At 71.0% G+C, this 17,637-nt stretch carries 23 protein-coding genes; 8 read left to right on the forward strand and 15 right to left on the reverse strand.

From position 1 onward, the window contains the following. Nucleotides 1-130: 130 nt before the first annotated feature. From CHF16_RS13515 to CHF16_RS13540, 6 genes are all read right to left on the reverse strand, one after another. On the reverse strand, nucleotides 131-1,555 hold the full coding sequence (locus tag CHF16_RS13515) for a pyridoxal phosphate-dependent decarboxylase family protein (protein WP_089326359.1): 1,425 nt from the start codon (nucleotides 1,553-1,555) through the stop codon (nucleotides 131-133). Further along, a complete protein-coding gene (locus tag CHF16_RS13520) occupies nucleotides 1,545-2,939 on the reverse strand; it encodes an MFS transporter (RefSeq protein WP_089326360.1) in 1,395 nt (464 codons plus the stop codon). The genes CHF16_RS13515 and CHF16_RS13520 overlap by 11 nt, the downstream gene beginning before the upstream one ends. Beyond that, nucleotides 2,936-3,544, reverse strand: a complete 609-nt coding sequence (locus CHF16_RS13525; RefSeq protein WP_089326361.1) for a TetR/AcrR family transcriptional regulator — start codon at nucleotides 3,542-3,544, stop codon at nucleotides 2,936-2,938. Before CHF16_RS13525 ends, CHF16_RS13520 begins: the two co-directional genes overlap by 4 nt. A 32-nt stretch (nucleotides 3,545-3,576) precedes the next feature. Further along, complete coding sequence (locus tag CHF16_RS13530) at nucleotides 3,577-4,797, reverse strand: PucR family transcriptional regulator (protein ID WP_245868452.1); 1,221 nt, start codon at nucleotides 4,795-4,797, stop codon at nucleotides 3,577-3,579. Between the two features lie 233 nt (nucleotides 4,798-5,030). Then, nucleotides 5,031-5,660 carry a LysE family translocator gene (locus tag CHF16_RS13535; protein WP_089326498.1) on the reverse strand — a complete coding sequence of 210 codons (630 nt, stop codon included), beginning with the start codon at nucleotides 5,658-5,660 and terminating at the stop codon, nucleotides 5,031-5,033. A 76-nt stretch (nucleotides 5,661-5,736) separates the two neighbouring features. After that, a complete protein-coding gene (locus CHF16_RS13540) occupies nucleotides 5,737-6,348 on the reverse strand; it encodes a TetR/AcrR family transcriptional regulator (RefSeq protein ID WP_089326363.1) in 612 nt (203 codons plus the stop codon). A gap of 231 nt (nucleotides 6,349-6,579) precedes the next feature. On the opposite strand from CHF16_RS13540, the gene CHF16_RS13545 reads away from it, so the two are divergent. Beyond that, nucleotides 6,580-7,743 (forward strand): cytochrome P450, encoded by a 1,164-nt coding sequence (locus CHF16_RS13545; protein WP_089326364.1) that lies wholly within the window; start codon nucleotides 6,580-6,582, stop codon nucleotides 7,741-7,743. A gap of 117 nt (nucleotides 7,744-7,860) precedes the next feature. After that, entirely contained in the window at nucleotides 7,861-8,793 is a 933-nt protein-coding gene (locus CHF16_RS13550) for an NAD-dependent epimerase/dehydratase family protein (RefSeq protein ID WP_089326499.1), read from the forward strand. A 62-nt stretch (nucleotides 8,794-8,855) separates the two neighbouring features. On the opposite strand, the gene CHF16_RS13555 is transcribed toward CHF16_RS13550, so the two are convergent. Further along, entirely contained in the window at nucleotides 8,856-9,116 is a 261-nt protein-coding gene (locus CHF16_RS13555; RefSeq protein WP_089326365.1) for a hypothetical protein, read from the reverse strand. Nucleotides 9,117-9,129: 13 nt separating this feature from the next. Beyond that, nucleotides 9,130-10,614 carry a flavin-containing monooxygenase gene (locus tag CHF16_RS13560; RefSeq protein WP_089326366.1) on the reverse strand — a complete coding sequence of 495 codons (1,485 nt, stop codon included), beginning with the start codon at nucleotides 10,612-10,614 and terminating at the stop codon, nucleotides 9,130-9,132. A 135-nt stretch (nucleotides 10,615-10,749) separates the two neighbouring features. Here CHF16_RS13560 and CHF16_RS13565 point away from each other — a divergent pair, with 135 nt between their 5' ends. Further along, nucleotides 10,750-11,346 (forward strand): TetR/AcrR family transcriptional regulator, encoded by a 597-nt coding sequence (locus CHF16_RS13565; protein WP_089326367.1) that lies wholly within the window; start codon nucleotides 10,750-10,752, stop codon nucleotides 11,344-11,346. A 10-nt stretch (nucleotides 11,347-11,356) separates the two neighbouring features. Here CHF16_RS13565 and CHF16_RS13570 read toward each other — a convergent pair whose 3' ends face one another. Continuing rightward, on the reverse strand, nucleotides 11,357-11,707 hold the full coding sequence (locus CHF16_RS13570; RefSeq protein WP_089326368.1) for a MerR family transcriptional regulator: 351 nt from the start codon (nucleotides 11,705-11,707) through the stop codon (nucleotides 11,357-11,359). A gap of 86 nt (nucleotides 11,708-11,793) precedes the next feature. Between CHF16_RS13570 and CHF16_RS13575 the strand changes: the two genes are divergently transcribed. The 5 genes from CHF16_RS13575 to CHF16_RS13595 all read left to right on the forward strand — a co-directional run bounded on the left by CHF16_RS13575 (nucleotide 11,794) and on the right by CHF16_RS13595 (nucleotide 15,357). Continuing rightward, nucleotides 11,794-12,591, forward strand: a complete 798-nt coding sequence (locus CHF16_RS13575) for an aminotransferase class IV family protein (protein ID WP_089326369.1) — start codon at nucleotides 11,794-11,796, stop codon at nucleotides 12,589-12,591. 94 nt (nucleotides 12,592-12,685) lie between these two features. Continuing rightward, nucleotides 12,686-13,105 carry a hypothetical protein gene (locus CHF16_RS13580; protein WP_143227965.1) on the forward strand — a complete coding sequence of 140 codons (420 nt, stop codon included), beginning with the start codon at nucleotides 12,686-12,688 and terminating at the stop codon, nucleotides 13,103-13,105. Then, nucleotides 13,072-13,674, forward strand: a complete 603-nt coding sequence (locus tag CHF16_RS13585) for a GNAT family N-acetyltransferase (protein WP_089326371.1) — start codon at nucleotides 13,072-13,074, stop codon at nucleotides 13,672-13,674. The genes CHF16_RS13580 and CHF16_RS13585 overlap by 34 nt, the downstream gene beginning before the upstream one ends. Before the next feature lie 61 nt (nucleotides 13,675-13,735). Continuing rightward, nucleotides 13,736-14,383, forward strand: coding sequence for an RNA polymerase sigma factor (locus tag CHF16_RS13590; RefSeq protein ID WP_245868454.1), 648 nt, complete (start codon nucleotides 13,736-13,738; stop codon nucleotides 14,381-14,383). Continuing rightward, nucleotides 14,380-15,357 carry a CU044_5270 family protein gene (locus CHF16_RS13595; protein WP_281259347.1) on the forward strand — a complete coding sequence of 326 codons (978 nt, stop codon included), beginning with the start codon at nucleotides 14,380-14,382 and terminating at the stop codon, nucleotides 15,355-15,357. The genes CHF16_RS13590 and CHF16_RS13595 overlap by 4 nt, the downstream gene beginning before the upstream one ends. Nucleotides 15,358-15,378: 21 nt before the next feature. On the opposite strand, the gene CHF16_RS13600 is transcribed toward CHF16_RS13595, so the two are convergent. The 6 genes from CHF16_RS13600 to CHF16_RS13625 form a co-directional block, all read right to left on the reverse strand. Then, entirely contained in the window at nucleotides 15,379-15,801 is a 423-nt protein-coding gene (locus CHF16_RS13600) for a ribosomal maturation YjgA family protein (protein WP_089326374.1), read from the reverse strand. An 80-nt stretch (nucleotides 15,802-15,881) separates the two neighbouring features. Next, entirely contained in the window at nucleotides 15,882-16,076 is a 195-nt protein-coding gene (locus tag CHF16_RS13605) for a DUF397 domain-containing protein (protein ID WP_342750093.1), read from the reverse strand. Between the two features lie 27 nt (nucleotides 16,077-16,103). After that, on the reverse strand, nucleotides 16,104-16,391 hold the full coding sequence (locus CHF16_RS42055; protein WP_342750094.1) for a DUF397 domain-containing protein: 288 nt from the start codon (nucleotides 16,389-16,391) through the stop codon (nucleotides 16,104-16,106). Next, nucleotides 16,306-16,491, reverse strand: coding sequence for a DUF397 domain-containing protein (locus CHF16_RS13615; RefSeq protein WP_089326376.1), 186 nt, complete (start codon nucleotides 16,489-16,491; stop codon nucleotides 16,306-16,308). The genes CHF16_RS42055 and CHF16_RS13615 overlap by 86 nt, the downstream gene beginning before the upstream one ends. A gap of 29 nt (nucleotides 16,492-16,520) precedes the next feature. Then, the gene (locus CHF16_RS13620) at nucleotides 16,521-16,706 is read right to left on the reverse strand and encodes a DUF397 domain-containing protein (RefSeq protein ID WP_089326377.1); all 186 of its coding nucleotides are present in this window, start codon (nucleotides 16,704-16,706) and stop codon (nucleotides 16,521-16,523) included. Then, nucleotides 16,697-17,503, reverse strand: a complete 807-nt coding sequence (locus CHF16_RS13625) for a helix-turn-helix domain-containing protein (RefSeq protein WP_089326378.1) — start codon at nucleotides 17,501-17,503, stop codon at nucleotides 16,697-16,699. The genes CHF16_RS13620 and CHF16_RS13625 overlap by 10 nt, the downstream gene beginning before the upstream one ends. Nucleotides 17,504-17,637: the final 134 nt, after the last annotated feature.

A 17,637-nucleotide genomic window follows, 5' to 3' on the forward strand; every position in this document is an offset into this window, starting at 1 on the left:
ACTCCACGGTCCAGGCGATGGAAGTGCTCACTCACCGGCGGCTACCAGGCACCGAGTCTGTCAGCAGTGGCCGACCCGGCAGCTCCCATTAGGCGGACAGGGCGGAGCCTCAGGCGTACAGGGCGCAGCCTCAGGCGTACAGGGCGGACAGGAAGCGGATCAGCAGGGACTCGCGGGTCGCGGGCGGCAGGGCGTCCAGGATGGCGTTGACCACGGCCATCTCGGGGTCGCCGCCACCGGCGAGGTCGACGCCGACGGAGGCGAGGAGCCCGGCGAAGCCGGCGTCGTCGAGGCTGTCGAGATCGAGCCCGGCGAGGGCGCCGACCAGCTCGGCCGGGACGTCCGGCGGCCCGGCGGCGCGGGCCGCGTCGGTGGCGGCGGTGAGCGCGCCGAGGAGCGCGTCGACGTCGCTGACGCCGGTGACCGTGAAGTGCAGGTTCGGCGGGATGCCCTGGTAGGAGAGCTGCGGCTGGAAGAACCAGCCGCGCCGCCGGGCCTCGTCGGCGATGACGAAGACGTCCAGTTCCGGGTCGGTGGAGGCGACCGCGACGAGCGGCGCGACCGGGTCGCCGAGCACCCGCAGGCCCGGTATGCCGGCGACGCCCGCGCTGAGGCGTTCCGCCGACTTCATGGCGCTCTCGGCGAGGTCGCGGTAGCCCTGCGCGCCGACCGCGTTGAGGGTTGCCCAGGCGGCGCCGAGCGGCCCGGCGCTCTTGCTGCTCTGGACGGTCGCGTTGATGACGGTGTATCCGGGCCATTCGGCGGACGCGAAGTAGGCGGCCCGGCGGTGCGACTCGTCCGCGAACAGGACGACCGAGGCGCCCTTCGGCGTGTACCCGTACTTGTGCAGGTCGCAGGAGATGGACGTCACGCCGGGCACGGACAGGTCGAACGGCGGGACGTCGCGGCCCGCGTCCCGCAGCCACGGCAGCACCCAGCCGCCGACGCACGCGTCCACATGGCAGGGCACGCCGGCCTCCGCGGCGATCGCCGCGATCTCCGGGACCGGGTCCATGGTCCCGTGCGGGTAGGACGGCGCCGAGGCGACGACGAGCGCGGTGCGGGGCGTCAGCGCGGCGGCGGTCGCGGCCGGGTCGGCCCGGTACGCGGTGTCCACCGGCACGTGCACGACCTCCATGCCGAGGTAGTGCGCGGCCTTGTGGAACGCGGGGTGCGCCGTCGCCGGCAGGACGACCTGCGGCCGCCCCTCGACCGGGTGCGCGTCCCGCGCCGCCTTCACCGCCAGCATGATCGACTCGGTGCCGCCGCTGGTGAAGATGCCGGAGCCGCCGCCGAGCTTGGCCGCGACGAACCCGACGATCTGCCGCTCCAGCGCGACGATGCTGGGGAACGCCGTCGGGTCGAGGCAGTTGACCTCCAGCATCTCCCGGTAGGCGGTGGCGGCGAGGTCGTGCACGGGCTCGCGCCCGGTGTCGTAGACGTAGGCGGTGACCTTGCCGCCGCGGACGGGCAGGTCCGCGTCCCGCAGGCGGGCGAGCTCGGCGAGCAGGTCGGCGGGCGGGCGGCCCGCCTCGGGCAGGTGCTCAGACGGCATGTTCGGGTGTTTCCTCCACGGGACGGCGCCCGGTCGCCCGCCGGAACGCGAGCAGGGGCGGCACGCTGATCAGCAGGAGCAGCGCGGGGACGAGGGAGAATCCGGCGCTCAGCCCGGTGAGGGCCGAGTCCGGCTGGACGACCGGCGTCTCGAAGTCGGCGGAGCGGAACGAGGTCGCGGCGAGGATCAGCGCGAACACGCCGGGCCCGAGGGCGAGCGCGCCGGTCTCCGCGGCCGTGTAGAGGCCGGTGAACGCGCCGGACTGGGCGTGCCCGGTGCGTCCGGTGTCGGCGTGGACGGTCTCCGGCAGCAGCATCAGCGACAGCAGCTGCATGGCGGCGTAGCAGACGCCGACCAGGCAGGCGAACCCGAGCACGCCGGGGGTGGAGCCGAGGACCGGGTACGTCGCGGCGGCCGTCACGGCGAACATCAGCACGCCCGCGATGTAGCACTCGACGACCCCGAACCTGCGCGCGAGCCACCGCCACATCGGCACCGCGAACGCGCTCGGCCCGACCATGCAGACGAACATCGCGGACGTCAGCCCGTAGTCGTCCAGCCGGTAGGTCGCGACGTACGGGGCGCCCGCCAGCATGATCCCGACGGCGAGGATCTGCGCGACGGACGCGTAGAGCAGCAGGAAGAACGGCCGGTTGCCGCGCGCGGTGTGCAGCGCGGCGGCGAGCCCGAGCGGGCGCGGTCCGGGCCGGGACGGGATCCACCGGCTGGCCAGCGTGCTCGCGATCATCGCGGCGCCCATGGCGAGCCCGATGACGGCGCCCATCAGCGCGTACCCGCCGCGCCCGCCGCCGGCGGCGTCGGTGATGGCGGGGGCGACGCCGCCCGCGACGAGGATGCCGAGCGTCAGGCAGACGACCCGCCACGCCATCGCGCGGCCCCGCTCGGACGGGTCGGCGGAGATCTCGGCGGGCAGCGCCACGTACGGGACCTGGTAGCAGGCGAACGCGGTCGCGGCCAGCAGGAACGCGACCCCGGCCCAGGCGGCGGCGAGCCCCGGGGAGTCGCCCGGCACCGCGAACATGGCGGCGAACAGGACCGGCAGCGTCACGGCGCCGGTCAGCAGCAGCCGGGTGCGGCGGCCGGTGCGGACGGCCTCGCGGTCGCTCGCGGCGCCGACGACGGGGTTGAGCAGCACGTCCCACGCCTTGGGGACGACCAGCACGGCCCCGGCGATCGCCGCGGACACGCCGAGGACGTCGGTGAGGTAGTACAGGAGCAGCAGGCCGGGGACGGCGGAGAACACGCCGGTGCCGACCGAGCCGACGCCGTAGCCGAGCAGGCGCCGCCGCGACAGCGGGGCCGAGGGGTCGTCCGGCGGGGGGTGCGCGGCAGGGGGGACCGCCGCCGGGGGGAGGCCGGTCATCCGCGGGCCCGGTCGGGGGCGCCGATCGCCAGGGCGATGGTGCGGCGCATGTGGCGGCGGAACCGGTCCACGGCCTGCGGGTCGTCGGCGCCGTGCCGGTGCCCGCCGGGGTCCAGGACGCCGCCGCGCCCGAACCCGTGGGTGCACCACACGACCGTCCACACGACGTAGTCGACGTCGATGTCGTCGGGGACGACCTTGCGGACCGCCTCGGTGACCATCTGCATCAGCGGCCGGACGTACTGCTCCTCCAGGTGGACGACGTCGCTGGCGTCCGACAGCCAGCGGTGCATCCACAGCGCCGGGATCTCCGGCCGGGCCAGGCAGAACCCGACGTAGGCGTCGACGAGGGAGAGCAGGCCGTCGACGTCCGGGGTCATCCGGCCGAGCGCCTCCTCCAGCGCGGCGCGCTCGGCCTCGTGGGCGCGTTCCATCACGGCGAGGTACAGGTCGCGCTTGCCGCCGACGTGGTAGGCGACGGTGGCGACGTTGAGCCCGGCCGCCTCCGCGATCATGCGGGTGGACGTCCCGTCGTAGCCCAGCGCGGAGAACAGCCGGGTGGCCGCCTCCAGGATCCGTTCTCGGCCCGATTCGCTACTGCCCATGGCCTCACGCTAGGCGCTGCTCCGGAGCCCGGTCAATCGCTTGATTGATCGCCCGCGGGCTCGGTGAGCCGGACGGTGAGCACCATCTCCATCTCCATCCGCGCTTCCGGGTCGTACAGGCGCTCGCCGAACAGGTCCTGCAACTGGTGCAGCCGGTACCGGACGGTCTGCGGGTGGACGTGCAGGCGGTGCGCGACCTCGGTGGCGTTGAAACCGTTCTGCAGGCACGACAGCAGCGTCCGCATCAGCCGCTCCCGGTGCCGGGGCCGGACGCCGCGCAGCGGCGCGAGCCGCAGCTCCGCGACCGTCCGGACGAGCTCCTCGTCCTTGAACATCACCAGCGCCGGCATGTGGTCGGCGCAGCGGATCAGCCGGCCGGACGGCAGGATGCCGCGCCGCGCGAGCGGCAGCGCCTCCCGCGCCCAGCGCAGCGACTTCGCCGCCTCCTCGGTGCCGACGGTCGGGCCGAGCGCGGCGACCCAGTCGCGCAGCGCCGACTCCAGCATCCGCCCCCGGCCGGGGCCGTCCGGGTCGGGGACGAGCAGGCACGGCTCGCGCCGGTTGACGTCGGCGAGCACGTCCGGCGGCAGCGACGGTTGCGAGAACGGCCGCCGGCCCCGCTCGTACAGCACGACCGCGGCGACCGTGCGGGGCACGCGCCACTGCGCGAGCCGGGCGAGGTCGGCCACGGCCTGCGGGGCGGCGGGCGGCTCGGCGAGCAGCAGGTCCAGCAGCCGGCGGCGGCGGTGCTCCAGCTCGCCGGCCTCCTGCGCGCGGGCCCTGGTGTAGCCCTCGGTGGCGGCGCGGGCGATCTCGTCCAGGAACGCGAAGATCGCCTCGGCGATGCTGGCGAGGGTGCCCCGCGAGATGTCGTACCGCTCGGACTCGGCGGCGAGCCGCCGCCAGGCGACCCGGGCGCCGAGCCGCAGCGAGGTCTGCAGGATGTCCAGGCCGCGGCCCTCGCGGGCCTCGGCCCGGCCGATCTCCCGGTAGACGGCCGCGACCGGCTCCCAGGAGCTGTCCGGGTCCATGATCAGGTCGACGAACTGGTGGAGCGCGCCCTCGACGGCGAGCCGGACCAGCCGCGCGTACTCCTCGTCCCGCGGGCGGGAGTACTCGGGGATCCCGGCGAGGATCTCCTCGATCATCTCCTCGGCGAGCGCGTCCAGGTGGGGCCGGAAGGCGGTGGACAGCTCGCTCGGCACGCCGGCCCAGGGCTTCAGCGGGGAGCGGTTCTCAAGCGTCGTGGTCACCGTTCGCACCTCCGGCCCGGAAGCTACCCGCGCCGGGCCGGACGGGCTGCACGACCGGTTACGCATTGCGGTGCCGCGCTTATCAACCGATTGACAATCCGGTCTGACAAATCCACCTGGCAGTGCAGGTCGGCGGGTCAGCACGGTGTGTCAGGCGCGGCGGGTCTTTCAGAGAATCAGGCGCAGAGAATCCGGCGCAGAGAATCAGGCGCAGGCAATCAGGGCGCGGCGGGTCAGGCGCGGCGGGCGCTCGGTCCGGCGAGCATCGCGCCGGCGCCGAGCCCGAGGTAGACCAGGCTCGTCGCGTACCGCTGCCGCCGCCGGAACGCGGGACGGGTCCGCAGCCACGCGCCGATCGACCCGGCGGCGACCGCGTACCCGAGGTCGACGGCGAGGCCGATCAGCGCGAGGGCCAGGCCCAGCACGGCGATCTGCAGCGGCACGGCGCCCGCGTCCCGGTCGACGAACTGCGGCAGGAACGCCAGGAAGAACAGCACGACCTTCGGGTTCAGGACGTTCACGAGCGCACCGTCCAGGTAGACGCGGCGGATCGGGCGGGGCGCGAGCCGCGTCTCGGCGAGGTCGTCGCCGCCGCGGAACGTCCGGTAGGCGAGGTACAGGAGGTATGCGGCGCCCGCGTAGCGCAGGAACCCGAAGGCGGTCGCGGAGGCGGCGACGAGCGCGGACAGCCCGGCCGCGGCGGCGGCGATGTGGACGAGCGTGCCGGTCTCGACGCCGAGCGCGGACGCGATCCCGGCGCGGCGGCCCTCGCCGATGCTGCGCGCGGTGATGTAGAGGTGGTTCGGGCCGGGGATGGCGACCAGCGCCAGCGCGGCCAGCAGGAACAGCGGCGGATTCGTCACATGCAGCACGCTAGGAGCCGCGGTGGTCCTGCCTCCAGGTCCAATCAGACCGGGAAAACGTGAACCAATCGGGCGGTCAGCTGGGCGCGGCGGCGGACAGCGCGCCGGCCAGCACCAGGCGCCCGGCCGTCCGGACCATGGTGGCGACGTCCTCGACGGGCTGCCGGAGCGTCGCCAGGCTGATCAGCCCGGCGAGCAGGATGTGCCCGAGGACGAGCTCGACGTCCTCCCGCTCGGGCACCGGGTCGCCGATCGCGGCCGACAGCCGGTCGCGCAGGTACTGGAACAGGACGGTGCGGGCGTCGTCGACGCTGGAGTCGTCCGAGGTCACCGCCTGGATGATGGCGGACGTGAGCGTCGGCTCCTGCGCCGCGACGTACACGATGCGCTCCAGCAGCGCGGTGAGCCGCTCCAGCTGGGTGTCGCCCACCGCGAGCGCGTCGATGTCGTCGGTGACGTGGTGCGCCCAGGTCGCCGCGACCTCGGTGAGGAGGTGGTCCTTGGTGGCGAAGTAGCGGTAGACGGTGGCGCGGGCGACCCCGGCCCGGTCCGCCACGTCGTGCATGGTGACGGCCGGGTAGCCGCCCTCCAGCGCGAGCTCCCTCGCCGAGTCGATCAGCCGCTCGCGCCTCGCCTGCTGGTCCTTGCTCAGCGTCCGCGTCACGGTGAACCGAACGTCGCCGCTCAAAACGCCTCCTCGCTGTGGCCGCCCCCATTGTTCCGCACATTGGCCCCGAACGCGTGCACCGAGGCCCTTCGTTCCCTTTACCGCCCGCGCCCGCCGGGTCACCATGGACCGGACACATACCTAGCACTTGCTTGGGTGAGACGTTAGTCTAGATTCGCGTCTATCCGATCGCCGGGCGACTGCCGCACTCCCCACGAGCCCCTGTCCGCAGCGTTTTCCGAGGAGTGAGCCATGGACATCGACCTTCTCGACGGCGAGATGTACGCCACCGATCCCTGGTCCGTCTACGCGCGCCTGCGCGCCGAGTCGCCGGTGTACCACGACGAGGAGAACGGCCTCTGGGGCGTGTCCCGGCACGCCGACGTGTTCGCCGTCGAGCGCAACCCCCGCGTCTGGACGAACTCGGGCGGGTACCGGCCGCAGCTCCCGTCCGACCCGTCCATGATCGGGCAGGACGATCCGGAGCACGCGCACCGCCGCCGCATGGTCTACCAGCGGTTCACGCCGCGCGGCGTCTCGCGCTACGAGGAGCGGATCCGCGCCACCGCCGTCGACTGCATCACGGCGGCGCTGGACGCGGGCACCGTCGACGCCGTCCCGGCGCTGGCCGCTCCCCTGCCCGCCCGCGTCATCGGCTGGCTCCTCGGCTTCCCGGACGACGCGTGGCCGAAGCTCGTCCACTGGTCGGCGACCGCCGTCTACGCGGGCGGCGGGCGGCGCTACATCACCGACGAGGCGACGATCGCCGCCGGGGAGTACGCGCTCGCCGTCCTCGAGATGGCCGAGGACCGCCGCGCCCGCCCGACCGACGACCTGCTGTCGGTCTGGTCGAACGCGGGTCCCGATCAGCCCGCCTATGACGACGACCACCTCGCCCACGAGGCGCTGCTCCTGCTGGTCGGCGGCGCCGAGACGACCCGCACGGTCATCGCCACCGCGCTGGACGCGCTGATCCGGCATCCGGACCAGTGGCGGCGGCTGCGCGACGACCCGTCCCTCATCCCGGACGCCGTCGAGGAGTTCGTCCGCTGGACGACCCCGATCCTCAACATGTGCCGGGTCGCCGCGACCGACGCCGAGATCGCCGGGGTGAAGATCCCGGCGGGCGGGCAGATCCTGCTGATGTACGGGTCCGCGAACCGCGACGAGGCCGTCTTCGACGACCCGGACGCCTTCGACGTGACCCGCCGCCCCGGCGACCACATCGCCTTCGGCCTCGGCCCCCACTTCTGCCTCGGCGCGTCCCTGGCCCGGCTGGAGCTGCGGATCTTCTTCGAGGAGTTCGTCGCCCGCGTCGCCACCGCCGAGTGGGCCGACGACGAGGGGCCGCGCATCCTGCGCAACGCCTTCGTCCGCGGCGTCACCGAGTTCCCGGTGACCCTCACCCCGCGCTGACCCTGACCCCGCGCCGGCCAGGGCGGGCCTGGCGACCCGCGGGGGATGTTGTGTCACAAACGGGCGGGGCATCTCGTCACTCTTCGTGGAAGCGGAACACGATGGGGAGTGATGGTCATGCGCGTCTTCGTGGCAGGTGGGACGGGGGTCCTGGGCAGGCGGCTGGTGCCTCGGCTGCTGGAGCGCGGCCACCAGGTGACGGCGACGGCGACGAGCGCCGCCAAGCTGAAGATGCTCGCGGACATGGGGGCCGAGGGCGTCGTGATGGACGGCCTCGACGCCGAGTCGGTCAGCGCGGCGGTGTCGGCGGCCCGGCCGGACGTGGTGGTCCACCAGATGACCGCGATCTCGGTGGCGCACGCGGGCAAGGCCGACATGAAGCACATGGACCGGTGGTTCGCGGGGACGAACCGGCTCCGCACCGTGGGCACGGACAACCTGCTGGCGGCCGTCGAGGAGTCCGGCGTCCCGCATGTCGTCGCGCAGAGCTACGGCGCCTGGAACGGCCTCCACGAGGGCGGCTGGGTGAAGACCGAGGACGACCCGCTGGACCCGATGACCGGGACGCCCGCGGAGCCGGGCATGGCGGCGATCCGCCATGTGGAGGAGGCGGTCGGCGCGGTCGGCGGCGCCGTCCTGCGCTACGGCTGGTTCTACGGGCCGGGGGCGATGGACGACCTGGTCGAGCCGGTCCGCAAGCGGCAGTTCCCGGTCGTCGGGGGCGGGCGCGGGCACTGCTCCTGGCTGCACCTGGACGACGCGGCGAGCGCGACCGTCCTGGCCGTGGAGCAGCAGGCCCGCGGCGTGTTCGCCATCGTGGACGACGAGCCGGCCCCGGCCGCCGAGTGGCTGCCCTACCTCGCCGAGTGCGCGGGGGCGAAGCGGCCAATGCGGGTCCCCGCCTGGCTGGCCCGCCCCCTCGCGGGCGACGTGGCGGTCATGGTGATGACCGAGGGCCGCGGCTTCTCCAACGCCAAGGCCAAGCGGGAACTCGGCTGGGAACTGCGGTACCCGTCCTGGCGGCAGGGCTTCAAGGAGGAACTGGCCTAGCGGCTCGGACGGCGGCCGCCGTCGCCGTCCGAGCCGGGCGAGCCCCGAGGACGGGACGGCCGTCAGGCGGAGCGGCTCTTGGTCACCGTGCGCGCGCCCAGCCAGGCGGCGTAGACGGCGGTGCCGATGAGGCCGGCCTTGCGCGTCTTGTCGACGGCCAGGGCGACGCCCAGGGCCAGTTCGGTGGCGCCGTTCCGCTTGATCCAGGTCTGGGTGTCCTCGGGGAACGGCACCCGGGAGATCGGCTCGAACGCCTTGGGCGCGGCGAAGTGCGCGGCTCCCGTGGCGGCGAGGACGACGCCGGCGGCGCGGAGAAGGGCCATGAGGGGATTCCTTTCAAGCGGTGTACTCGTAGTCGTCGAGATCGAACGTCCGGCTGCGGCGCAGCACGTGGAACCCGGACTGCGGACGGACGTACGGGGCGTCGCCGTGCCGGTCGAAGTAGTAGGAGTTGGCGCGCGCGCAGCTCGGCTGGCCGAGGATCGTGCCCTTCATGCGCTCGCGCATCCGGGCGGTGAAGTCGTCGTGCGGGCGGCGCCTGACCACCATGCGGGCGGCCCGCCGCCGCCGCGCCTCCGCGACGCACCGCGCGATGTGGGCGCTGCCCGCCTCGATGATCGAGAACCAGGACGCGCCGGTGACGGTGTACGGGCCGTTCATCAGCCAGAAGTTGGGGGCGAGGGGCGAGGCGACGCCCTCGTAGGTCTGGTAGCGGTGCTCGTCCCAGTGGGCGCCCAGCTCGGTGCCGCCCAGGCCGACGACGGGGAACGCGGGCATCGCCCCGATCTCCAGCGTCTTGAAGCCGGTGGCCAGGATCAGGGTGTCGATCGGCCGCTCGCGTCCGTCCCGGGTGACGATCCCGTGCTCGGTGATCCGCTCGATCGGGTCGGTCACCAGCTCGACGTCGTCGCGCATGAAGGTCGGGAAGTAGCGGTTGGAGAACGAGGGCCGCTTGCAGCCGAAGCCGTAGCGCGGCGTGAGGGCGCGGCGCAGGCGGCGGTCGGGCACCTGGCGGCGCAGGTGCGCGCGGCAGATCAGCTCGGTGCCCCGCACCAGGAACGGGACCTTGCCGTAGTGCACGATGCCCAGCACCATGATCACCTCGGAGGCGGCCGTGGTGATCAGCCGGGCGAGCGACTGGACCGGCGGCACCGCCCGGAACAGCGCGCGGACCCCGCGCGGGACCGTGAAGTCGATCTTCGGGAAGACCCAGATCGGGGTGCGCTGGTAGACGTCCAGATGCGCGGCGACCGGCGCGATCTCCGGGATGACCTGGAGGCCGGACGCACCGGTCCCGATCACCGCGACCCGCTTCCCGCGCAGGTCGTGGCCGTGGTCCCAGCGGGCGGTGTGGATCACCTTCCCGGCGAACGTCTCGATGCCGGGGATGGCGGGGTTCTTGGGCTGGTCGAGCGGGCCGACGGCGGCGATCAGGAACCGCGCGACGATCTCGCCCTCGCCCGTGTGGACGCGCCACACGTCGGCGTCCTCGTCGAAGACCGCCCGCTCGACCCTGGTGCCGAGCCGCAGATGCGGCCGCAGCCGGTACTTGTCGGCGCAGTGCTCGGCATAGGCGCGCACCTCCGCGCCCGGCGCGAACGCCCGCGTCCAGGACGGGTTGGGCTCGAACGAGTAGCAGTACGTGGTGGACGGGATGTCGACGGCGACCCCCGGATAGGTGTTGTGCCGCCACACGCCACCGACGCCGTCCGCGGCGTCCAGGATGACGAAGTCACGGACGCCCCGCTGCCGCAGCCGGATGGCGACGCACATACCGGAGAACCCGGCGCCGACGATGACCACCTCATGGTCGGGCTCCATCCGGCGCCACCTCCCCCAGCCGAGATACCGACGGTATTCAGCAGTTGGACGAGGTGTCAATACATCTGCGAGGGGTCGCCGCGCCCGGCCGGATACCGTCGGTATCCGAAGGTTCACGCCCCCTACCATGGCGGGATGGCACGACTGAGCAGGGCGGAAAGCCAGGCGCGCACCCGCGAACTGCTGATCGCCACGGCCCGGCGGCTGTTCCTGCGTGACGGGTATCACGCCACCACGCTGGAGAAGGTCGCGGAGGCGGCGTCCTTCTCCAAGGGCGCCGTCTACTCCAACTTCGGCACCAAGGACGAGCTGTGCCGGACGGTCATCGACGCCATCCGCGCCGAGCAGGTGCAGGCGGTCATGGACGCCTTCCTCGGCGAGGGCTCCGACGAGGACCGGCTCGCCGTCTTCGAGGCGTGGGCCGAACGCACGATCGGCGACCCCGGCTGGACGCTGCTGGAGGCCGAGTTCGCCATCCACGCCACGCGCCGCGACCCCCGGCTGCGCGCCGAGGTCGCCGCCGGCGGGCGAAGCTGGGCCGGGGCGCTGCGGTTGCTGCTGGAGGAAGAGGCCAGGCGCCGCGACCGCCCGCTCCCCCTGCCCGCCGCCGAACTGGCCGACGCCCTCCTCAGCCTCGGCATCGGCCTCGGCCTGCGCCGCGCGGTCGACCCGGCGCTGTCCCCGAACGCCCTGACGAACGTGATCCGCCTGCTGCTGGCGCACCCCACCTGACGGCCGGAGTTCAGCCGTCGGACTGGGCGAGGAAGGTGGCCAGGGTCTGGCGATTGCGTCGCAGGACGTCGATGCGCCCGTCCAGGGCGGCGAGTTCCCGGTCGAGGAGGTCGCGGATGTCGGCGCACCAGTCGAACTCCGACCCGTCGCCCCGCGTGCAGGGGAGCACCACCCGGATGACCTCGGTGGACAGGCCCGCGTCCAGCAGGACGCGGATCTTCCGCACCGTCGTCACGGAGTCCTCGTCGTAGTGCCGGTACCCGTTCGCGCCGCGCGCGGCGTCGAGGAGGCCCTGCTCCTCGTAGTAGCGCAGCAGGCGCGGGCTGACACCGGTACGCCGGGCCAACTCCCCGATCAGCATGTCACCGTCCCATGTTGACCTTCTCACCGATGTGAGGCCTTAACGTCGCTCCGCGAAAGCTCATTCCGCCTGTTGGGGGCACGCTCATGGCCTTTTTCACCGTCCAGCGCAATGGCCGCGCCGCGACCGCCGAGGATCTGGCGCCGCTGGCCTTCGCGGGCTACGCCCACTTCACCGCCATGCAGGTGCGCGGGAGCAGGATCCGCGGCCTCGACCTCCACCTGGAACGGCTGCGGTACGCCTCGGAGGAACTGTTCGGCCGCGCTCTGCCCGACGACCGGATCCGCACTCTGCTGCGGACGGCATTGGCGGCGAGCCCGCCCGACGTCTCACTGACGGCCACCGTCTACTCGTCGCCGGGCGAATTCACCGCCGATTCGACGGAGCTGGACGTCCTGGTCCGGACCGGACCGCCCGCATCCGGCCCGGCGGGACCGCTGGCGCTGACCGCGGTCGAGTACGAGCGGCCCCTGCCCGCCGTGAAGCACGTCGGCGAGGTGGCCAAGACGTACTACATGCGCCGGGCCGTCCGGGACGGCTTCGACGACGCCGCGTTCGTCGACCGCCGTGGCCGGTTCAGCGAGGCGACGATCTGGAACCTGGCGTTCTGGGACGGCGAGGCGGTGCTGTGGCCCGACGCCGAGATGCTGACTGGGACGACGATGGGCATCGTCCGCCGCCAACTGGCCCGTCTCGGCGTCCCGCAGCGCACGCGGGAAGTCGCTCTCGCAGATCTGCCGGCGCTGGGCGGGGCCGTCGTCATGAACTCGTGGACGCCGGGCGTGGCGATCCGCCAGATCGATGCCGTGCCCGTCCCGGAGGCACCGCGTTTCCTGGAACTGCTGCACCAGGCGTACGAGGCGGAACCGCTCATCGAGCCTTGAACCTGTTGACGGCCGCACACCATCCGGTTTCGATGACCTGTGCGCCCGCCGCCACGGCCAGGCAGCCGTCGGCGGACGATGCGGAGGAGTGCCGTTGAGCAAGACAGTGCCGGTGATCTCCGGTGGCGCCATGTTCTGGGCTTATGACGTGGCACTCGGGGTTCTCTTCATCGAAGCGGCGCGAGTCGGGGCGGAAGCGCCGCCGGACGTCCGCCCTTCGTGGTGGCCGGAGCTGGAGCAGGACTTCCACACATACGCGCTGGTGGGCGGCAGTTCCACGGTGCTTCTGGACGACTTCAGCGGGGACCGGCGACAGATGTTCGTGCAGTGCATCGTGGAGGCGGCTCGCCGGATCGAGGCTCGCGGCGGCGTAGGCAGGGCCGAAGTCTCATCCTGGCCGGACCACGCTGCGCACTGCCGCACCCGAAGGCCCTTGAATATGGATCGCTTCGTCCGCCGTCACTGTGCGACGTTGATCGCGTGCCTCAACCGATCCTGCGCACCGACAGGCTGATGCTGGTCCCGCTCGCCGACCGGCACCTCGACCTGGAAGTACGGCTCGACTCCGACCCCGAAGTGCTTCGCTACCTCTCCGCGCGAGTGCCGACCAGGGACGAGGTGGTCGCCTCTCACGAGCGGCGGATGGCGATGGCGGGCAAAGTGGACGGCCTTGGTTTCTGGATGGCCTTCGCCGCGTCCGACAGCGGGGCCTCGCCGCCGGCGCGGGAGGAGGACGGCGAGTTCGTCGGGCTGATGATGCTGCCGCCCGCGCACGGTCCCGACCAGCCGGACGATCCGACCGTTTCGGATCTGGGATACCGCCTCCTCCGGCGGCACTGGCGGCGGGGTTTCGCAGGCGAGGCGTCCCGCGCCCTTCTGCGGCATGCCTTCGACACGGTCGGGCAGAGCCGCGTCATCGCACAGACCATGACCGTCAACGCCGGTTCCGTGGGTGTGATGCGGTCCATCGGCATGCGGTACGTGCGCACGTACTACCCGCAGTTCGACGAGCCGTTGCCGGACGCGCACCTGGGCGAGGTCGAGTACGAGATGACCCGCGCCATGTGGGAGCAGATGCGCTGAGGCCGCGGGCATCCGGGAACCCGGTCGTCTTGGCGGACAGTCCAGGTACATGGAGACAAGCATGCGCGCCCGGGTCCACGCCGGTGACCCGGACGCGTTCAGGGAGCTGTTCGACGAACACGCTCGCTCGGTGTACAACCTCGCCTTCAGGTTGACGGGGAACTGGTCGACCGCTGAGGACGTGGTGTCGCTGACCTTCCTCGAAGCGTGGCGGCTGCGCGAGCGGGTCGACGTCGCCCTCGATACCGATGCCGGCGGCGGGTCGTTGCGTCCATGGCTGCTGGGCATCGCCACCAACGTCACGCGGAACGTACGCCGAGCCGCCCGGCGGCACGCCACCGCGCTCGTCCGGCTGCCGAAGGACGACGCGGTGCCGGACATCGCCGAGGAGGTCACGTCCCGCGTCGACGACCGGCGACGGCTCGCCCTGGTGCGGACGGCGCTGAGCGCGCTGCGCCGTCCGGAGCGCGAGGTGCTGGTGTTGTGCGTCTGGTCCGGGCTGGATTACGCCGAGGCCGCCGCAGTGCTCGGTGTGCCGATCGGCACTGTGCGCTCCCGGTTGTCGCGAGCGCGGAAGAAACTGAGCGGCCTCGTCGACACCGCCGGTCTTCGTCCGTCCGGAGAAGGCCGGGAACCCGGTACCGGCCGCGGACAGCTAGAGGATGACCGCGGATTCGCGGTCCGGTCCATGCAGGAGAACACCCGATGAATGCCACCCAGTCGCAGCGAGATTCCGGCGAGCACGAGGAATTGGCCCGGTTGCTGCCGGGACCGGCGGAGCGGGATCTGCCGAGTGACCGTCACCAGCGTCTCAAGGAGTTCGTGATGAGTCAGATCCAAGAAGACCTGCGATCGTCCGAGCAGGCCCCGCGCCGTCGCAAGGGACGCCGGCCGGTGGTCCTGGTGTCGGCGCTGACCGCCGCCGCTACGGCGACCGCCGCCGTGGTGGTGCTCGGCATGAGCGGCTCCGAGGACTCGCGGGCCGGGTCGGACGGCCGCTCCACCGCTTCCGCCGCCGCCTCACCGTCGGGTCAGCAGATCCTGCTCGTCGCTGCCACCACCGCGGAACGGACGCCGGCGGGTTCCGGCACCTACTGGTACGTCAAGACGACGTACACCAAGCGCGAGGGGGGCGCCCGGATCTCGCTGGAGAGCTGGACTCGCCGGGACGGCCGCGTCTGGTGGAAGGGAGCCAAGACGCAGGGCAAGGTGGTCCGGCTCGCCACTCCCGCCCCGTTCCGGCTGGGCGGCGCCGCGGTGAGCGTCGAGCAGCTCGACCGGCTGCCCACCGAGCCGGAAGCGCTGCAGGGCTGGATCGCCGACGCGGTGAAGCGCGGCGGGGTCACGACCAGCGCCGGACGCGCCGACGCGAAGACCCGGGAGCGGTCCGTCTTCGACGGGCTGGTCTCGCTGGTCTCGCAACTGCCGTCCCCGCCGAAGGCCCGGTCCGCCGCCTTCCGCGCGCTGGCCTCCTACCCCGAGGTCAAGAACCTCGGCCCGGTCAAGGGCGGTCAGGGCCTGACGATCTCCTTGGGGAAGGGAGAGGTGGCGAACCTGGTCCTCGACCCGAAGACCTCGCGCATCACCGACACCGACTACTTCGTCTCGGCTGACGGCGCCCAGGTCACGGCCCCGGGCGGCGCCACCATCGTCGCCCAGTGGACGAACCGGCCACCGAAGTAGACCCGGTCCGGCGACGCATCGTCACAGGCCCGCATGCTCACCCGAGCGTGCGGGCTTCAACCGTTCACCGGACCGGAGGAACCAATGCGCGATGACCAATGGGATGATCCCGACCGGATACCAGATGACATCGACGAGGTCGAACTGGGCGCCCAGCAGTTGACGTGCGAACCAGCTGCGTTCGGAGATGGCCTCGGGTATCGAGGTGAGCTGCGCGAACTCGATGAACCAGCAGTATGCGATAGCGATGGCACCGGCGAGCAGCGGACGGATCGACGGCCTTATGAAGACCGCAATCGTGTACACGATGGCGCCCGAGAAAGCGGCACCGGAGTACTGCTCGATAGGCCCGTCCATCACGGCACGGGTCCCATAGGCCGCACCTGCAAGACCGACAGCCGCCGCGACCATCAACAGCCGAGTCCAGCGCGCTGAGAACGACATCGCGCAAGCATAGAAGCCCCACAGCCCACATCAACGCGATTCAGCCGCACACGGCCAAGTCACGTCCAATGTTGATGCACCTAAAGATTCTTGAGGGCGTCGGCGAGGTCACGAAAGTCACCACGGCTGATGACTAGAAGGAGGCCGTCAGCGTCCTGACTGTCACGGATCAAAACCGCCTCATCGGTGACCGCCAACTCGATACAGGCATCTCCACACTCGTTACTGCGTGAAGACTTACGCCATGCTGTTCTGGCCAGAGACATCGACCTCATACCCCTCCAGCAGCAAGAAGACCCGACCTACAGCCCTTTGACCACCTCGGCAAGGAGTCGAAAATCGCCGCGACTGATCAGAATCTTAGGACCATCCGGGTCCTTGCTGTCACGAAAGGCAACGGCACAAGACACTGAAGCCACCTCGACACACGCGTCACCTTGTTCGCTACTGCGAGTTGACTTGCGCCACGATGCGCCTTCCGGATCCACCGCGCCTTTCACCTCCTCACAGAGTTTTGAGCGTCTCAGCAAGTCGTCGAAAGTCGCCGCGACACATGAGAATCCGCGGACCGCTCGGGTCTTTGCTGTCACGAAGTGCGACTATATTCGACAACTCGGCGACCTCGACGCAATTGGAGCCGTCTTCTTTGCTTCGAGCGGCTCTGCGCCATGACGTTCTGGCCGGAGACATTGTCCCCTCCAATGGCGAGGCAACCAGACTTACAACTCTTTGATCACATCGGCAAGGCGCCGGAAGTCGCTACGCGGGACCAGAATCCCGGGACCGCCGGGATCCTTGCTGTCGCGAATGAAAATCTCATCCGCGATGGACGCCAACTCGATGCACGCATCGCCTTCTTCGTGGCTCTTGGAAGCTTTACGCCAGGTCGCCTCACTCAGGTCCATCGTTCCTCGATCACCTTTCTGATATATGTACGCGAGTCTTCCGTGTTGAGCGCCTTCGCATTCAACGTGTGCATCACCGTACTAAGTCTTGCAAGCTCGCGGGGATCGCGCGTTATCTCACCTCCCGTTGCTTTGACCACGTAAGCGACTTCACTCCGGTCCGGGAGTGTCGCTATATTAAAGGATGCCCGTGCATCTCGATAGTGCGCAGTCTTAGCTATTTGAATGAAAATGCCCTCTCGCCTGGACAGCTCGATCAAGTGCTCAAGCTGCTCTCGCATGACCTCCTTGGAGCCAATCTGCCGACAAAGGACGCTCTCCTCCAAGACCACGCTGATCATCGGACACGGCTTCCGAGACAAGAGCTCCTGGCGCTTCATCCTGGTCGCTACCGCGTCATCATCGACCAACACGACACGAGCATACGCCTCCGTTTGAAATAGGCCATAGACCAGATGCGTCTCATACGCCCGCAGCTGATCGGCCGACGCCTCAGCCTTTGGGAACGCCACGAAGTGGGACGGGTACCTGACCTGCTTGATCTGCTCCAACAGGTCGTCCCACGCCTGGACGATCTTGCCGCCAGCGTTGAGGACATCGTCGACGCGTTCGGCGAAGTCTCGTCGGCACTTCGTCCGACCGCACTCGACGTGGCTGATGTAGGACCGTGCGACGCTGACGAGGTCCGCCAATTGCCCCTGCTTCAGACCGGCCGCCTCACGGGCCCGCTTGACCACCGCCCCGAAGCCCGCCAACTCGGGATCGATCTTCGGCCGGACGCCACGAGATGCGGGCATGGCTGCTCTCCTCACTGAAGCTAGTAGCGGGCTACTAACCGCTACCGGATTGTGGGCACTGGACGACTCTCCTGAATTCTAGGGCGCCGCATGACTTGATGGTGGTCGTTCAGTTACACAGGGTGATCAGAGTG

It is taken from the genome of Actinomadura meyerae (genome assembly GCF_900188445.1).
GTDB classification, from domain to species: Bacteria; Actinomycetota; Actinomycetes; order Streptosporangiales; family Streptosporangiaceae; genus Spirillospora; species Spirillospora meyerae.

Coding starts and splice junctions, on each gene's coding strand:
- CHF16_RS13515 (WP_089326359.1), bottom strand. CDS start 1,555: ATGCCGTCTGAGCACCTGCCCGAGGCGGGCCGCCCGCCCGCCGACCTG.
- CHF16_RS13520 (WP_089326360.1), bottom strand. CDS start 2,939: ATGACCGGCCTCCCCCCGGCGGCGGTCCCCCCTGCCGCGCACCCCCCG.
- CHF16_RS13525 (WP_089326361.1), bottom strand. CDS start 3,544: ATGGGCAGTAGCGAATCGGGCCGAGAACGGATCCTGGAGGCGGCCACC.
- CHF16_RS13545 (WP_089326364.1), top strand. CDS start 6,580: ATGGACATCGACCTTCTCGACGGCGAGATGTACGCCACCGATCCCTGG.
- CHF16_RS13550 (WP_089326499.1), top strand. CDS start 7,861: ATGCGCGTCTTCGTGGCAGGTGGGACGGGGGTCCTGGGCAGGCGGCTG.
- CHF16_RS13555 (WP_089326365.1), bottom strand. CDS start 9,116: ATGGCCCTTCTCCGCGCCGCCGGCGTCGTCCTCGCCGCCACGGGAGCC.
- CHF16_RS13560 (WP_089326366.1), bottom strand. CDS start 10,614: ATGGAGCCCGACCATGAGGTGGTCATCGTCGGCGCCGGGTTCTCCGGT.
- CHF16_RS13565 (WP_089326367.1), top strand. CDS start 10,750: ATGGCACGACTGAGCAGGGCGGAAAGCCAGGCGCGCACCCGCGAACTG.
- CHF16_RS13570 (WP_089326368.1), bottom strand. CDS start 11,707: ATGCTGATCGGGGAGTTGGCCCGGCGTACCGGTGTCAGCCCGCGCCTG.
- CHF16_RS13575 (WP_089326369.1), top strand. CDS start 11,794: ATGGCCTTTTTCACCGTCCAGCGCAATGGCCGCGCCGCGACCGCCGAG.
- CHF16_RS13590 (WP_245868454.1), top strand. CDS start 13,736: ATGCGCGCCCGGGTCCACGCCGGTGACCCGGACGCGTTCAGGGAGCTG.
- CHF16_RS13595 (WP_281259347.1), top strand. CDS start 14,380: ATGAATGCCACCCAGTCGCAGCGAGATTCCGGCGAGCACGAGGAATTG.
- CHF16_RS13600 (WP_089326374.1), bottom strand. CDS start 15,801: ATGTCGTTCTCAGCGCGCTGGACTCGGCTGTTGATGGTCGCGGCGGCT.
- CHF16_RS13605 (WP_342750093.1), bottom strand. CDS start 16,076: ATGAGGTCGATGTCTCTGGCCAGAACAGCATGGCGTAAGTCTTCACGC.
- CHF16_RS13615 (WP_089326376.1), bottom strand. CDS start 16,491: ATGTCTCCGGCCAGAACGTCATGGCGCAGAGCCGCTCGAAGCAAAGAA.
- CHF16_RS13620 (WP_089326377.1), bottom strand. CDS start 16,706: ATGGACCTGAGTGAGGCGACCTGGCGTAAAGCTTCCAAGAGCCACGAA.
- CHF16_RS13625 (WP_089326378.1), bottom strand. CDS start 17,503: ATGCCCGCATCTCGTGGCGTCCGGCCGAAGATCGATCCCGAGTTGGCG.